Source organism: Euzebyella marina, assembly GCF_003687485.1.
GTDB classification, from domain to species: domain Bacteria; phylum Bacteroidota; class Bacteroidia; order Flavobacteriales; family Flavobacteriaceae; genus Euzebyella; species Euzebyella marina.
The window spans coordinates 2,943,408-2,958,706 of sequence record NZ_CP032050.1; the positions used below are offsets into that span (position 1 = coordinate 2,943,408).

Annotated in this window: 12 protein-coding genes; 7 read left to right on the forward strand and 5 right to left on the reverse strand. The window is 39.7% G+C overall.

From position 1 onward, the window contains the following. The first annotated feature begins 14 nt into the window (after nt 1-14). From D1013_RS12680 to D1013_RS12690, 3 genes are all read left to right on the forward strand, one after another. Nucleotides 15-2,819 (forward strand): metalloprotease, encoded by a 2,805-nt coding sequence (locus D1013_RS12680; protein ID WP_225621480.1) that lies wholly within the window; start codon nt 15-17, stop codon nt 2,817-2,819. A 163-nt stretch (nt 2,820-2,982) separates the two neighbouring features. Beyond that, entirely contained in the window at nt 2,983-5,394 is a 2,412-nt protein-coding gene (locus D1013_RS12685) for an alpha-ketoacid dehydrogenase subunit alpha/beta (RefSeq protein ID WP_121849182.1), read from the forward strand. A 237-nt stretch (nt 5,395-5,631) separates the two neighbouring features. Then, nucleotides 5,632-6,006 (forward strand): DoxX family protein, encoded by a 375-nt coding sequence (locus tag D1013_RS12690; RefSeq protein ID WP_121849183.1) that lies wholly within the window; start codon nt 5,632-5,634, stop codon nt 6,004-6,006. A gap of 8 nt (nt 6,007-6,014) precedes the next feature. Here the strand turns inward: D1013_RS12690 and holA are convergent, their stop codons facing one another. Next, nucleotides 6,015-7,016: a DNA polymerase III subunit delta gene (holA, locus tag D1013_RS12695; RefSeq protein ID WP_121849184.1), complete on the reverse strand. Its 1,002-nt coding sequence runs from the start codon at nt 7,014-7,016 to the stop codon at nt 6,015-6,017. A gap of 100 nt (nt 7,017-7,116) precedes the next feature. On the opposite strand from holA, the gene D1013_RS12700 reads away from it, so the two are divergent. The 4 genes from D1013_RS12700 to D1013_RS12715 all read left to right on the forward strand — a co-directional run bounded on the left by D1013_RS12700 (nt 7,117) and on the right by D1013_RS12715 (nt 11,120). After that, nucleotides 7,117-7,563 (forward strand): type I restriction enzyme HsdR N-terminal domain-containing protein, encoded by a 447-nt coding sequence (locus tag D1013_RS12700; protein ID WP_121849185.1) that lies wholly within the window; start codon nt 7,117-7,119, stop codon nt 7,561-7,563. Nucleotides 7,564-7,575: 12 nt separating this feature from the next. After that, a complete protein-coding gene (locus tag D1013_RS12705) occupies nt 7,576-8,577 on the forward strand; it encodes a glycosyltransferase family 2 protein (RefSeq protein ID WP_121849186.1) in 1,002 nt (333 codons plus the stop codon). A 105-nt stretch (nt 8,578-8,682) separates the two neighbouring features. Further along, nucleotides 8,683-9,534, forward strand: a complete 852-nt coding sequence (locus D1013_RS12710; protein WP_121849187.1) for an OmpA family protein — start codon at nt 8,683-8,685, stop codon at nt 9,532-9,534. A 281-nt stretch (nt 9,535-9,815) separates the two neighbouring features. After that, nucleotides 9,816-11,120: a fibronectin type III domain-containing protein gene (locus tag D1013_RS12715; protein WP_121849188.1), complete on the forward strand. Its 1,305-nt coding sequence runs from the start codon at nt 9,816-9,818 to the stop codon at nt 11,118-11,120. Between the two features lie 36 nt (nt 11,121-11,156). On the opposite strand, the gene D1013_RS12720 is transcribed toward D1013_RS12715, so the two are convergent. The 4 genes from D1013_RS12720 to D1013_RS12735 all read right to left on the reverse strand — a co-directional run bounded on the left by D1013_RS12720 (nt 11,157) and on the right by D1013_RS12735 (nt 15,278). Beyond that, on the reverse strand, nt 11,157-11,777 hold the full coding sequence (locus D1013_RS12720) for an L-threonylcarbamoyladenylate synthase (protein WP_121849189.1): 621 nt from the start codon (nt 11,775-11,777) through the stop codon (nt 11,157-11,159). Nucleotides 11,778-11,894: 117 nt separating this feature from the next. Beyond that, a complete protein-coding gene (locus D1013_RS12725; protein WP_121850725.1) occupies nt 11,895-12,287 on the reverse strand; it encodes a VOC family protein in 393 nt (130 codons plus the stop codon). Between the two features lie 78 nt (nt 12,288-12,365). Next, the gene (locus tag D1013_RS12730) at nt 12,366-12,947 is read right to left on the reverse strand and encodes a Crp/Fnr family transcriptional regulator (protein ID WP_121849190.1); all 582 of its coding nucleotides are present in this window, start codon (nt 12,945-12,947) and stop codon (nt 12,366-12,368) included. Nucleotides 12,948-12,950: 3 nt separating this feature from the next. Continuing rightward, the gene (locus D1013_RS12735; RefSeq protein WP_121849191.1) at nt 12,951-15,278 is read right to left on the reverse strand and encodes an ATP-dependent helicase; all 2,328 of its coding nucleotides are present in this window, start codon (nt 15,276-15,278) and stop codon (nt 12,951-12,953) included. Between the last annotated feature and the right edge of the window lie 21 nt (nt 15,279-15,299).

The window sequence follows — 15,299 nt, forward strand, 5'->3', positions numbered from 1 at the left end:
CTTCTGCCCTTGCCATGTTGGCAACGGTGTTCTCTTTTGCCCAACACACCAATACCCTTACAGTAACTCTTGATGGCGACACCAAAGAAATAAGTGTTCAACAAGAATTCGCTTACGAGAACAATTCAGACATCATTTTGAATGTTCTTTATTTCAATGATTGGGCGCATGCCTATTCTAACAAAAATACAGGGCTTGCCAAACGGTTTGATGAAGAATTCAAGCGAAGTCTTCACCTGGCCAAAGACAGCGAACGGGGTTATACCAAAATTCTAAGTGCGGTAGATGATAATTATCGGGGTCTTCGATGGAAGAGAACCACCGAGCAAGACATCATTAGAATTGAGTTGAACTCGCCCTTAATGCCTGGCGAGTCCGCCAAATTTTTTCTCACGTACACCGTCAAGCTTCCGGCGAATAAATTCACGCCCTACGGTTACGACAAGAACAATAATTACTATTTGAAAGATTGGTACCTCACTCCCGCTTATTTTGATGGGGAGTGGCATCTATACAGTAATAAAAATTTAGAAGATCTTTACACGGGTGTCACCAAAACCAATGTCAATTTTAACTTTCCTACATCATTAAATCTGGTCTCCAACTTTGATGTATTGGGTAGCAGCAGTTTTCCTAACGGGCAAATTGCCCAACTACGGTCGATTCAGCAAAAGAATTGTGAAATCATTCTAACTTCAACGAAGAGATTCACCACCCATGTCACGCCTGAAATGACCGTTATAACCGACATAGAATCAGCTCGGTACAATGATATCGCTAAGGGAATTTCAGTAAATAGAATCACCAAGTTTATCGAAGAAAATCTAGGGGTTTATCCGCATTCGCATTTATTGGTCAGCGAGATTGATTACAACAAGAACCCGTTATACGGTATTAACCAATTACCTTCTTTTATAAGGCCCTATGAAGAACAGTTTCAGTATGAAATGAAGTTCTTGAAAACGGCCCTTATCAACATTCTTGAGGAAACACTTTTCTTAGACCCCAGAAAAGACCAATGGCTTAGCGATGCAATTGCGAACTACCTCATGATAGCATATGTAGAAGAGTTTTATCCCGATCAAAAATTACTGGGTAAACTCTCAAAGATATGGGGACTCAGAAGCTTTAATCTTGCCAAAATGGATTTTAATGAGCAATATCCGTTTCTGTATATGCTCACGGCACGAAAGAATTTAGACCAACCGCTTTTGACGAGTAATGATAGTCTGATAAAATTCAATCAAAAAATAGCGAATAAGTATAAAGCCGGCCTTGGGTTGTCGTATTTGGCCAGTTATGTGGGTAAAGACAAAGTTGATAAGGGAATAAAAACGTTCTACAAACATTATAAATTAAGTCGCGTAAAAACGCTTGATTTTGAGTCGATTTTAAAACGAATGACCAATAGCAATATTGATTGGTTCTTTCAAGATTATGTTTCGACCGACCGTAAAATTGACTTCAAAATAAAAAAGGTCGAAAAAACCGAAGATTCTCTTTACGTCACTTTAAAAAACAAAAAGGGTACCAATGTACCTATTTCCCTTTTCGGGCTCAAAAACGATTCGGTGGTCTCAAAATATTGGTTTTCAGATATAGAAACCGAAAAAACGGTAGCCATACCCCGAAAAGACGAAAAAAGACTTGTACTAAACTACGATCAGAAAATACCGGAGTTCAATCAAAGGGACAACTGGAAATCTTTGGGAGGTTTTTTTTCAAGCAATAAGAAATTAAAGTTCACTTTCTTTAGAGACTCTGAAAACCCATATTACAATCAGGTTTTTTATGTGCCGGTTTTGAATTTCAATATTTATGACGGATGGACGCCCGGTATGCGCCTTTATAATAAAACCTTATTGGAAAGGCCTTTTGTTTACGACTTCTCTCCCTCCTACTCCTTTAGGGAAAAATCATTTGTGGGCTCCGGAAGTTTCAGTTACCGAAAATACCTTAGCAAAAGTGGACTTTATGTAGCAAATTATGGTTTAGGCGCTTCAACCTACCACTTTCAGGAAAATTCACGGTATTCGAAAATAACGCCTTCTTTCTCATTGGGTTGGCGACCGGAAAACCTTATTTCTAACAAAAGGGAATTCTTGACTTTTCGGTTCGTTAACGTTTTAAGGGATAAGGATGAAAGTCTCACCGATTTTGAAACCCCCCCCGATTACGGGGTCTTCAATGCCAGATATACCAATAGAAATCCGGGAATCATCAATTACCTGTCTTGGTTTGCCGATGCCCAACATGCCAAAGATTTTAGCAAACTAGCTTTTGAGTTGGAGTACCGCCAACTTTTTGAAAATAACCGGCAGTTTAACTTGCGATTCTTTGCAGGCAAGTTCTTAAGAAACAAGACTACCGATTATACAGACCCCAATTATTTTAGCTTTGCTCTAGACCGACCGACCGATTATTTATTCGATTATGGTTATTTGGGCCGCTCCGAAGATTCCGGTATTTACAGCCAGCAGATTATAATAGCCGAGGGTGGTTTTAAATCGTTCTTGCCACAGCAATACCGATTTGCAAATGATTGGATGACCACCATAAATACAAGCGTTAATCTATGGCGTTGGATAGAGGTTTATGGAGATTTGGGCTATGTGAAAAATAAGGGTATTCCCGGTAAATTTGTTTATGATTCCGGAATAAGACTTAATCTGTTGACCGACTATTTCGAATTGTACTTTCCGCTTTATTCCAACAACGGTTGGGAAGTTGGCCAACCCAATTACGGTGAGCGAATTAGATTCATTATCACTGTTAGCCCTAAAACTCTTACGGGCCTATTTACACGAAAGTGGTTTTAAAAAGTTTGAAAAATCCTCATTAAAATCGACTATTTTTCATTTTTATTGATTTTTCATTGATCGTGACAATTTATTTTTAAAAATAAATTAGATTTTTTAAGATTTTTTGTGATTGTAAAAATGTAATTGATTTGCTATTTTTGTGAAAACCGATATAGCTTCAATGGATATTTCACCTAAGACCAGTAACGATATTTCCTTCGATGATTTCAAGACCCAGATTTTAAGTGATTACAAAATTGCCGTTCTCAGTAGAACATGCAGTTTAATGGGTAGAAAGGAAGTACTTACAGGTAAGGCCAAATTCGGGATATTCGGTGACGGAAAAGAGCTTCCGCAATTGGCTATGGCCCGTGCCTTCAAAGATGGTGACTGGCGCAGCGGCTACTACCGCGACCAGACTTTTATGATGGCGTTAGGGCTATTGACCCCTAAAGACTTATTTCACGCCCTCTATGCTACTACCGATATAGAAAAAGAACCTATGAGCGCTGGTAGGCAAATGGGCGGCCATTACGTTACCTATAGCTTGAACGAGGACGGTAGTTGGAAAGACTTGACCAAACAAAAAAACAGTAGTGCAGATATTTCTTGTACTGCAGGTCAAATGCCGAGATTATTAGGTTTGGCTCAAGCTTCAAAAATGTACCGTAACCTTAAGAACATTGACGCTTCTAAATTCTCTAAAAATGGTGATGAAGTAGCTTGGGGTACTATCGGTAACGCAAGTACGAGCGAAGGTATGTTTTTAGAAACAATTAATGCTGCCGGAGTTTTACAAGTGCCCATGGTCATCAGTATTTGGGATGACGATTACGGTATTTCTGTGCCTGCCGAATACCATGCCACCAAAGAAGACATTTCTGAAATGCTTGCAGGTTTTAAAAGAACGGATGAAAAGGCAGGTTTTGAAATGTTAAAAGTAAAAGGGTGGGATTACACGGCACTGATGCACGCATACGAAAATGCCTCTGATATTGCTAGGGAAGAACATGTTCCTGTGGTCATTCATGTTACAGAACTCACACAACCCCAAGGCCATTCCTCTTCCGGCTCACACGAAAGATATAAAAGTGAAGAGCGGCTTAACTGGGAAAAAGAAAACGATTGCAACAAAAGGTTCAGGGAGTGGATTCTTGAAACAGGTATCACCTCAGAAGAAGAATTGAGCACCCTTGAAAAAAATATTTCAAGACAAGTTCGTTTGGCCAAAAAAGAGGCTTGGTCCGAATATTTGGCTACCCATCAACCTCAGAGAAAAAAGTTGATTCAGCTGTTAGATACTGCGGCAAATAAAAGTCAGAACAAGAACTTTATTACCAAGATTAAGAATGATTTGATTGCCAATGAAGAACCTTTAAAAAAAGATATGGCAGTAGCAGCTCGTAAAGCCCTACGCTATCTCATTGGCGAGAACAATAATGAAAGGGAAGCTTTGGTACAATGGACCAATAATTTTCTAAAAGATTCTCAACCAAAATATAGTGCCGACCTTTATAATGAAGGCACCATGAGAGCGACCAATATTCCAATAGTAAAACCTTTATATGCCGAAAAAACGGAAGAGGTTGATGGACGCATTATATTGAGGGACAATTTTGAAAAACTCTTCGAGAACTACCCGAACGCTTTAGTTTTCGGTGAAGATACTGGAGCTATTGGTGATGTTAATCAAGGATTGGAAGGTCTTCAAAGTAAATTCGGAAAGTTACGCATCGCAGACACCGGCATTCGAGAAACCACGATTATTGGCCAAGGTACAGGAATGGCCTTGAGAGGATTGAGGCCCATTGCCGAAATTCAATATCTAGACTACATATTTTATGCTTTGGCCACTTTGACCGATGATGTAGCCTGTTTAAGATATCGAACCTTCGGGAAGCAAAAAGTACCATTAATTGTAAGAACAAGAGGGCATCGACTCGAAGGTATCTGGCATTCAGGTTCCCCTATGGGAGCTTTAATTCATTCCCTTCGAGGCATGTATATTCTCTCGCCGAGAAATATGACCCAGGCTGCCGGGTTCTACAATACGCTCATGAAAAGTGATGAACCCGCTATTATTATTGAAAGCCTAAACGGTTATCGATTAAAAGAAAGAAAACCGGAGAATTTAGGGGAGTTCTGTACTCCAATAGGCGTGGTAGAAACAGTTAAAAGCGGAACCGATATCACTTTGGTTTCCTATGGCTCAACCCTTCGCATAGTTGAACAGGCTGCCCAAGAGCTTAAAGAAGTTGGTATTGATGCCGAAGTAATCGATGCACAAACGCTCTTACCTTTTGATATTCATCATGATACGGTTAAAAGCGTGGAAAAAACCAATCGCCTATTGGTAATCGATGAAGATGTTCCCGGAGGCTGTTCTGCATATATCTTAAATGAAATTGTCGAAAAACAAGGTGGTTATCAATATCTTGATAGCCAGCCACAGACGCTAAGTGCCCAAGCACATAGGCCTGCCTACGGTAGCGATGGTGACTATTTCTCAAAACCTAATGTCGAAGATGTTTTCGAAAAGGTGTATGCCATGATTCACGAAACCGACCCGGATAGCTACCCAAAATTGAGGTAATTTTTTTTGGAATATTATTTCAATTTAATTTTTTCGCCAATTAGCGATTTATATCTCTGTTTTACAGACAACTAGATTTTCACATCTAAGCTTGCTTAAAAAATTGTTCAAATAAATTGCTGTCCACCATTTGGATTAAATATACCGATTGTGCTATTTTAGTAGCAATCAACGGTCTAGGCCGCTATTTGAAGAAAAAATAAATTACTTTTAAGCCTCTCTAAACAACAAAAGAACATGAACAATTCCCTACTTAAAGATATTGGCCTAGCCATTTTACGAATTGGAGCATCGGCCATGATGCTTACCCACGGTTATGGCAAATTGCAGATGCTGATCAACGGTGCCGAGTTTGGTAACCCTATCGGTATTGGTTCAACACCTTCACTTTTTTTGGCTATGATTGGGGAATTCGTTTGTCCTATCTTGATCATCTTCGGGTATAAGACCAAATGGGCGGCTATTCCTACGGCTATCACTATGGCAGTTGCCGCTTTTATAGCCCACGGTGCAGATCCATTTCAGAAAAAAGAAATGGCCTTGCTTTACCTTACCATTTTTGTTGCTTTGGCCCTAACGGGACCAGGTAAGTTCAGCGTAGATAGAAGATAGGTAATTTATCAGATTATTTTAACGAGTAACTCTTTAAGAAGGTCGGCCTGCGAAACGGTATTGGCGCCCACACCTTTTCCTTTAAGATCTATTTCTCTCAAATGAGCCACAATATTGCTCACTTTTTTCATGGGATAATTTCTGGAAGCCGTCTGAAACTCGCCCACGAAAAAGGGACTAATATGCAAAGCGCTGGCCACGTTCTTAGCAGAATGGTCGGTTAGCCCATGGTATTGCAGCAATTGGGTGAAAAAGGTGTTTAAAAGAGAGACGGTCAAGACCAAAGGGTTATCTTTTGGATTTTGAGCGAAGTAATTGATTATTCGAGTGGCTTTTAGAACATTACGCTCACCAATGGCTTTTTTAAGCTCGAAATTATTATAATCCTTACTGATACCGATATGGGTTTCGATATGTTGGGGGGTAATTTCAGATTGGGCCGGCAAAACGAACTGTAACTTTTCGAGTTCGTTATTAATTCGGCTTAAATCAGTTCCGAGATATTCGGTAAGCAGCACAGCGGCCTTATGTGAAATACCATACCCTTTCGATTTAAGATTTTTTATAATCCAATCTGAAACCTGGTTCTCATATAACTTTTTACTTTCAAAAAGAACACCATTGCTTTTTACTGCTTTGTAGAGTTTTTTTCGTTTATCGAGCTTTTTGTACTTGTAGCAAATGACCAAAACCGTAGTGGGTTGCGGTTGGTTGACATAGTCGGTCAACTGCTCAATGGTACGCGATAAGTGCTGTGCCTCTTTTACAATCACCACTTGCCTTTCAGCCATCATAGGGTAGCGCTTGGCATTGCCCACAATATCGTCTATACTGACATCTTTGCCGTATAAAACCATTTGGTTGAAGCCTTTTTCTTCTTCTGAAAGTACATTTTTGTCTATGTAAGAAGAAATAGCATCGATATAATAAGGTTCTTCGCCAAACAAGAAATAGACCGGTTTAATGGTTCCTTGTTTTATATCCTTTACTATTTGTCTAGCTTCATCCATATATAACACAATCAAAAAAGTAGAATGATGAACCCTATTCCTTAATAGGTTTAATATTTATTCTACTTTTGGGAAAACCACTTAAATTTTTGGTTTCGAAATGCTTCCTTTAAATTTTCCCGATTATAACTTTCGGTTCAAAAATAGCGAAAATAACATCCTTATTTTTGACGTCATTCGTAAAAAATTCGTAGTTCTTCAACCTGAGGAATGGGTACGGCAACATGCGGTCAATTACCTTATAAATGAAAAGAAATACCCGAAAAGTCTCGTCAATGTTGAAAAACAGTTGACCGTGAATAATTTGAGTAAGCGTTATGATATCGTAGTTTTTCATTCCACCGGAAAAATCAATCTTTTGATTGAATGCAAAGCGCCACAAATTACTATTGACCAAAAGACTTTTGACCAGATTGCACGTTACAATCTGCAACTTGAGGCTGATTATCTCATGGTCACCAATGGTTTAAATCATTTTTATTGTAAAATGGATTATGATTCAGAAAAGTATATGTTTCTAAGGGATATTCCTGAATTTAGCCGTTAATTTGCCAACGTTTTGCAGATTGCCGTAGTCATACTTAACTGGAACGGAGAACTACTTCTCGAAAGATACCTGGGAACGGTCATAGAGTATTCCCCGGGTGCCGACATTTATGTGGTTGACAATGCATCGACCGACGGATCGGTGGCCTACATCAAAAACAACCACCCAGAGGTAAAGGTAATAGTCAATTCTGAAAATGGCGGATTTACCACAGGCTACAATCTAGGTCTTCGCACTATTGAAGCAGATGTATACTGCCTATTAAATTCTGATGTAGAGGTCTCTCCCGATTGGCTGATCCCTATCGAAAAACTTTTTCAAGAGAACAAAGAGGTAGCCATCGTACAGCCAAAGATTCTCGATATGCTTAAAAAAGACTACTTCGAGTATGCCGGGGCCGCTGGCGGCTATATTGATCAATTGGGTTATCCGTTCTGTAGAGGTAGAATTTTTCAATCTTTAGAGCAAGATACGGGTCAGTACGACGATACCATAGAAATATTTTGGGCTACCGGGGCTTGTATGTTCATTAGAAAAGAGGTTTTTTGGGAGTTGAATGGTTTTGATGAAAGCTATTTTGCCCATCAAGAAGAGGTCGACCTTTGTTGGCGGGCCAAAAACAAGGGGTATAAAGTTTTTTATACGGGAGCTTCGAAGGTATATCACCTCGGAGGTTCTACCCTTAGTAATATGAACCCCAAGAAAACATTTTTGAATTTTAGAAATTCCCTTTTTTCAATTACAAAAAACTTACCGAGAAGAAAGGCCTTTACCATCATATTCATTCGCTTGCTTCTTGATGCAGTCGCCGCGATTCGTTTTATTTTTCAATTAAAGTTCAGACACTTTTTGGCCATTTTAAAAGCTCATTTTAGCTTCTACTGGCATTTTAGAAAAATGTACAAAAAAAGAGAAAAGGTGAAATTTCTACTAAAATACTACCAAACAAAATCCATTGTATGGGCCCATTTCGTACATCATATAAAGAATTTTAACGTTTTAGTAAAAGATTAACTAATTTTGGAAAAAGTAAATTTGGCGATTATATAATTTTGTCGCTTATTGTCGATAACAAAACAAATAACAAAAATTAATACTTAGTAACCCACATCACACATTATGAAAAGAATGATTTTAGGTTGTTTAGGTGCAACCCTGCTTTTAGGCTCATGCGTATCTTCTAAAAAATATGCCGATCTAGAGGCTAAACACAAAGAAACACAAGACTTGTTGAACTCTGCCACTGTTAAGCTTAACGATTGTTTAGAAGAAAAAGCTACAGCAGACTCTAGAAATAAAACCTTATCTGATCAAAATGCTTTCTTGAAAGCTAACAATCAAGAATTGATCAATAATATGGGCAACCTTACTACTTTGACTACTAAAGGTGCCGAGAATTTGGAAAAATCTTTGGAAAGCTTGAAAGAAAAAGATTTGACCATTCGCAAACTTCAAGACGCTATCACCAGAAGAGATTCTGTTAACCTATCGTTGGTACAGAGCTTGAAAGGTGTTTTGGGCAACTTGGATGATGAAGACATAGAGATCAGCGTAGAGAAAGGTGTAGTTTTCGTTTCTATCTCTGACAAATTATTGTTCAGCAGCGGAAGCTATAACGTAACCAGAAAAGCTAGAGAAGTTTTGGGTAAAGTTGCTCAAGTAGTGAACAACAAACCTGATTTCGAATTTATGGTTGAAGGTCATACCGATGATGTACCTTACAGAAGCGGTGTTCTTTTAGATAACTGGGATTTGAGTGTAAAACGTGCTACTGCCGTTGTTCGTATTCTTCAGAACGATTACAACGTAGATCCTAAGCGTATGACTGCTGCCGGTAGATCAGAGTACATTCCTGTATCTTCTTCAGAGAAATCTAAAAACAGAAGAACCCGTATCGTTGTTCTTCCAAAAATCGATCAGTTCTATAGCATGATCGAAGAGGGTATGAAAGACCCAGCAATCAATAACTAAGATTGTATTTTTAAAAAATAGCGAAAGCCGCGACCTTAAGGTCGCGGCTTTTTTTGTTTGATTATTTTCCCCGATAAATTCCTACATCGAAAGAAGGCATCTTGTATAACCGACTACATTTCATGGGCATTTAGTTCTACCAACTATACATAATTAAGATACGGTCAAACAAGATTTGTCTACACTCAATAAATTTCAATTGTCATGGCCTTGGTAATCAGATACATTTAGACCGGCTTCAAAAGCCGACTTAAACGACCTTTTAACCAACCACTATTGATATGATTCGATTGAACAAAGCAATTTTATGCTATGTATTGGCATTTTCAGTTTTCACAAGCTGTTCTAAAAGTGAAAACAACCCGGAACCTACCAATTCAGCGCCGAACAATTTTACCTTGACTGAAGTTGCCAATAATTCAGTAGAAGTCGATTTACTTCCTGAATTTACTTGGCAAAAAGCAGTAGACCCCGATGGGGACAATGTGAGCTATAACTTCTATTTGGACACTGATTCTGAACCTTCAACTCAAATAGGTAGTAATCTAACGAGAGAGTCATTAATATTGACCGACGAACTAGCTTTAAACACGACCTATTATTGGTATGTTGAGGCAAAAGATACTGAAGGCAATATCAAAAAGAGTGCAATATTCACTTTTAAGACTATAGAGCGCTTACCAAATGAATCTCCTGAAAACTTCAGCCTTCTAACTCCTGAAAATAATAGCATTGATGTTGTTACCTTGCCATTACTATCTTGGGAGCAGTCAACCGATCCTGATGGAGATAGCGTCACCTACGCCGTTTATCTAGACCAAAATGAAGACCCGAAAACCATTATTGCATCAGACCTTAGCGATACTTCTTTTGAACTTTCCAACCCTTTGGAAGGCAACAAAGTATACTACTGGAAGGTAATTGCAAATGATTCAGAACTCTCGACAGAGAGTGAAATCTTTCAATTTACAACAGAAGAAAATTTTGACGGCTCCATTTCAGCGGTTGAGAATTTTTATTCAGCCGAACATGTTCAAGCCCTAGAAGATTTAGGTATTTCACTGAATCTGGGGGATAACCCGCCAAGTTTAGAAGGTGCCTACCTGATCAGCCCAGCCATCTTGGTAGAAAGTTCCGTTCCAGGAGATGCCCCGGGAATGAGATTTCCTGATTACAGGGCTGAAATCAGCAATCAGAACAATGAAAGCCTGACTCTGGATTATTACGGGCAAGGTGGATCCCAGGTAGATGAAGGCGATGGTTCTTTCATCTCCGGAGAAGGCAATAATTTCACCATCTACTTAAAGACAACCTCTCAGATAGGCTCATACCCTGTTGAAACTACATTCACCATTTCAGGAACCGTGGTAGAAGGTGGCTTTGCCGATGTTCGATTAGCTGCTCTAATGCTTGACGACAAAGGTGACCCACAACATGTTTATATTTCTAATGATACAGGAAGACTTATTGAAGATGGAGATGGTTTTTCACCAAAACTAGAGGAGGCTGCTAAATTGATAAAAGCGAGTACAGACAAAAAAATGTTAAGTGGCGGTGTCGTGGGAACCATCAATTATAATAACTAAGAACTATAAGTGAGTGTGTTCAATAAAGGGAAGTTCTCAAAAAATATCGAGGCTTCCCTTTCCTTCTCTTACCACAAAAGGTTCGCTTTCAGATAAATCGATTACCGTAGAGGCGATATTATCTCCGTATCCCCCATCGATAACCACATCTACGAGATTTTGCCATTTTTCAAAAATAAGTTCGGGATCGGTAGTGTACTCCAAAACCGCATCGTCATCCCGAATAGAAGTTGAAACTATTGGGTTCCCCAAGCCTTCCACCAGCGCTTTGGCAATATTATTATCGGGAACCCGAATACCAACCGTTTTTTTCTTTTTAAAGTCTTTAGGTAGGTTATTGTTTCCAGGCAATATAAAGGTATAAGGGCCTGGAAGGGCCCTTTTTAATATTTTGAACGTTCCGGTATCTATTTGGCGAACATAATCGGAAAGGTTACTCAAATCGGCACAGATAAACGACCAATTGGCCTTGGCCAATTTGATACCCTTGATTCGCGCAATTTTTTCCAAAGCCCTAGAATTCGTAATATCGCATCCTAGACCATAAACCGTATCGGTCGGATAAATAACGAGACCTCCCTTTCTAAGGGCCTGTACTACTTTATTTACCTCCTTGGGATTAGGATTTTCCTCATAAATTCGAATAAATTCGGCCATTGGTCTACTACTTGGAATATGACCACCAAAGTAAAACATTTTTAGATTAAACTAACCCCTAACCATTTTACTATTAGTTCATTCCAAAGATTTGGTAACGAACAATGTTCATAATTCTTATTTCAAAGAATGAACACCAAACATATTACCTTCGGTATCAGTACCAAGACAAATAAAACCATATTCCCCAATACTCATTTTGTTCTTAAAAATTTTGCCCCCTGCAGATTCGATACGCCCTTCTTCTATGGCACAATCATCGCTATGAAAATAGATAACTGTACTATTGGCCCCTGCCTTGAAACCTGGCATATGCACTAAGGCCCCTGAACAGCCATGTTGGCTCATGTCGGCCGGAAAAGAGCGCATGACCAATATTTCTCCTGATTGCTCGTTCGGGTCCGCCAAGTTATCAAGTTTTACCTGTAAAAGGTTTTCATAAAATTTTTGGGCGCGTTCGATATCATCAACATAGATTTCGAACCAACCCACGGGATTCTTAACTTCCATTTTTTGTTGGTTTTGAATTATGTAGACAAGATAGAAAGTATAGTAGGCCTTCAACTTGACCTATGGCAAGAAATGAAATTATTTCGCCTTGCGAATGCGGCTTAAAGAACTATCGGTAATGCCGAGGTAAGAGGCAATATGTTTTAATGGCGCCTTTTGGCTTACCGACGGCCGGTGTTTCATCAGGTGTTCGTACCGCTCTTTTGCAGAATCGACAATCATGGAGGTAGAACGCTGTTTGAAATCAAAAAGGCTTTTAGACATCCACGCGCGGCCCCATTCTCTAAAGCCTTCCATTTCATGAAAAAGCTGTTGAAACTCTTCAAAATCCACTTTGTACACAGTACAGTTGGTCAAGGCCTCGATATTTTCAGAACTAGGTATGCGTTGAAAAAGCGAAGCTACTTCAATAATCAGTTCGCCTTCGGTAAAGAAGTTAACCGTAATATCTTTTCCATTATAATCGTGAACAAAAGAACGTAACAAACCGCTCTCAAGAATGTAGTATTCTTGCGGTACACTCCCTTTTTCGAGAACAAATGTCCCTTTTTTAATGAATTCCCTAGTGTGTATTCCACTAAGTTTTACAATATCGTTACGGCTCAACAAAGGATGATTGTATACCTGAGCTAAAAACGATATGTCTACGGAAGGTTGCATGTCTTAACCCACTACCTCTAATTTGGCAAAGCGAAGCAAAAGTTTCTTTACATCACCTTGATCAAACTTAATTTCGGCCTTTCTATCATTGCCCACACCTTCTATTTTTAAGACCTTGCCACGCCCAAAACGTGTATGGTTGACCAGGGATCCGACATCTAAATTTTCATCTAAAGCACTGGTGTTACCTACGGGATTTGACAGTTCTGGCTTTAATTTTCTCAATTTTCTCAACTGAGATTCATTAGGGCGCTTATGGCTTGGTGGTGTACTGTTCGTTGGTTTGTTCTGCCTTAATCTACTTTTATCTACTTCACCGAAAATATCGCTATCTACCAGTGGTTTGTAGCGATAACCCGTATCAATAGGCGTTAGGTTCTCAATATATTTCTCGTCTATTTCCTCTAAAAACCTGCTAGGTTCGGCATCTATGAGCTTACCCCAACGATAGCGATTTTGGGTGTAGGTTAAGTACGCCTGCTTTTCAGCCCTTGTTAAGGCCACATAGAACAGTCTTCGCTCTTCTTCAAGCTCACTTCGGGTGTTCATACTCATAGCCGAGGGGAAAAGGTCTTCTTCCATACCTACAATGTACACATAGGGAAATTCCAAGCCCTTGGCCAAGTGAATGGTCATTAGGGCCACACGGTCATCGTCGCCGGTATCCTTATCCAAATCTGTTGCTAACGCTACGTCTTCCAAGAATTCGTTTAGGTCGCCTTTGGCATCGACCACCTCTTTTTGCCCTTCGACAAAATCTTTGACCCCGTTCAAGAGTTCTTCTATGTTTTCCATTCGAGCTATTCCCTCTGGCGTGCCATCCTTTTTAAACTCGAGCAACAAACCTGTTTTTTTGGCCACATGCTCTGCCAAGGTAAATGCATCGGAACCTTCGTTCATGATCTGAAAACTCTTGATCATGTTTACGAAATCTTCCAGTTTACGCTTGGTGCCGGCATTTATGCTCAAATTGAGTTTGCCCAAATGCTCCATCACCTCAAAAATGGAGCGATTGTAATGATTGGCGGCGACCGTTAATTTATCTACGGTCGTCTGGCCGATGCCTCGAGCAGGAAAGTTAATGACCCGTTTTAAGGCCTCTTCGTCCTTAGGGTTGACCACTAACCTTAGGTAACTTAGTACATCTTTAATTTCTTTGCGCTGGTAGAACGAAAGTCCGCCATAAATTCTATAAGGTATATCGCGTTTTCTAAGGGCATCTTCAATGGCCCTTGATTGCGAGTTGGTTCGATAGAGTACCGCAAAATGACCATTCGGTGTATGCTGGTTCATTCGGGTATCCCAAATATTACCGGCAACATAGCGCCCCTCCTCTGCATCTGTAGGGCTGCGGTGAATTTTTATCAATGCACCGTCATCATTATCGGTCCATACCGATTTTTCTAATTGGTTCTTATTTTTGGCAATAATCGAGTTGGCGGCGTTTACGATATTTCTCGTAGAACGGTAGTTCTGCTCAAGACGGTACATTGCAACATTGTCATAATCTCTTTGAAAATTGAGAATGTTACTGATATTGGCCCCTCGAAACGAATAGATACTTTGTGCATCATCGCCCACCACACAAATATTCTGAAAACGGTCTGCCAGGGCTTTCACAATCAAGTATTGCGAATGGTTCGTATCTTGATACTCATCTACAAGAATATACTTGAACCGCTCTTGGTACTTCATCAACACTTCAGGAAACCGGTTCAACAACTCGTTGGTTCTCAAAAGAAGATCATCAAAATCCATGGCACCCGCTTTAAAACAGCGATCAACGTAATTCTGATAAATTTCTCCCAATCTTGGTCTTTTGGCCATGGCATCGGCTTCCATTAATTCCGGATTCTGAAAATACGCTTTAACCGTAATGAGACTGTTTTTGTAGGATGATATTCTATTCTGAACCTGTTTGTATTTGTAAACATCCTTATCGAGACCCATCTCTTTGATAATAGAAGCTATCAATCGCTGTGAGTCTTGGGTGTCGTAAATGGTGAAATTGCTCGGAAAACCCAACTTGTCTCCATCAAAACGTAACAACTTGGCAAATACGGAGTGAAAAGTACCCATCCATAGGTTTTTGGCTTCCGAACTACCCACAATTTGGGCAATACGTGCCTTCATCTCCCTGGCCGCCTTATTGGTAAAGGTGAGGGCAAGAATATTGAACGAATCGACCCCTTGTGCCATTAGATGGGCGATACGGTAGGTCAAAACCCTGGTTTTACCTGAACCCGCACCGGCAATTACCATTAACGGACCATCTTTATGCAATACCGGAGCCCTCTGGGCATCATTCAATTCATCGATAAAATTCTTCAAACCTAAACCTTCTTTTTTAGC

Excerpts from the sequence above, each read along its gene's own strand:
- D1013_RS12730 (WP_121849190.1), bottom strand. The coding sequence starts at position 12,947 with ATGCAACCTTCCGTAGACATATCGTTTTTAGCTCAGGTATACAATCAT.
- D1013_RS12685 (WP_121849182.1), top strand. The coding sequence starts at position 2,983 with ATGGATATTTCACCTAAGACCAGTAACGATATTTCCTTCGATGATTTC.
- holA (WP_121849184.1), bottom strand. The coding sequence starts at position 7,016 with ATGGATGAAGCTAGACAAATAGTAAAGGATATAAAACAAGGAACCATT.
- D1013_RS12680 (WP_225621480.1), top strand. The coding sequence starts at position 15 with ATGTTGGCAACGGTGTTCTCTTTTGCCCAACACACCAATACCCTTACA.
- D1013_RS12720 (WP_121849189.1), bottom strand. The coding sequence starts at position 11,777 with ATGGCCGAATTTATTCGAATTTATGAGGAAAATCCTAATCCCAAGGAG.
- D1013_RS12715 (WP_121849188.1), top strand. The coding sequence starts at position 9,816 with ATGATTCGATTGAACAAAGCAATTTTATGCTATGTATTGGCATTTTCA.
- D1013_RS12700 (WP_121849185.1), top strand. The coding sequence starts at position 7,117 with ATGCTTCCTTTAAATTTTCCCGATTATAACTTTCGGTTCAAAAATAGC.
- D1013_RS12690 (WP_121849183.1), top strand. The coding sequence starts at position 5,632 with ATGAACAATTCCCTACTTAAAGATATTGGCCTAGCCATTTTACGAATT.
- D1013_RS12725 (WP_121850725.1), bottom strand. The coding sequence starts at position 12,287 with ATGGAAGTTAAGAATCCCGTGGGTTGGTTCGAAATCTATGTTGATGAT.
- D1013_RS12710 (WP_121849187.1), top strand. The coding sequence starts at position 8,683 with ATGAAAAGAATGATTTTAGGTTGTTTAGGTGCAACCCTGCTTTTAGGC.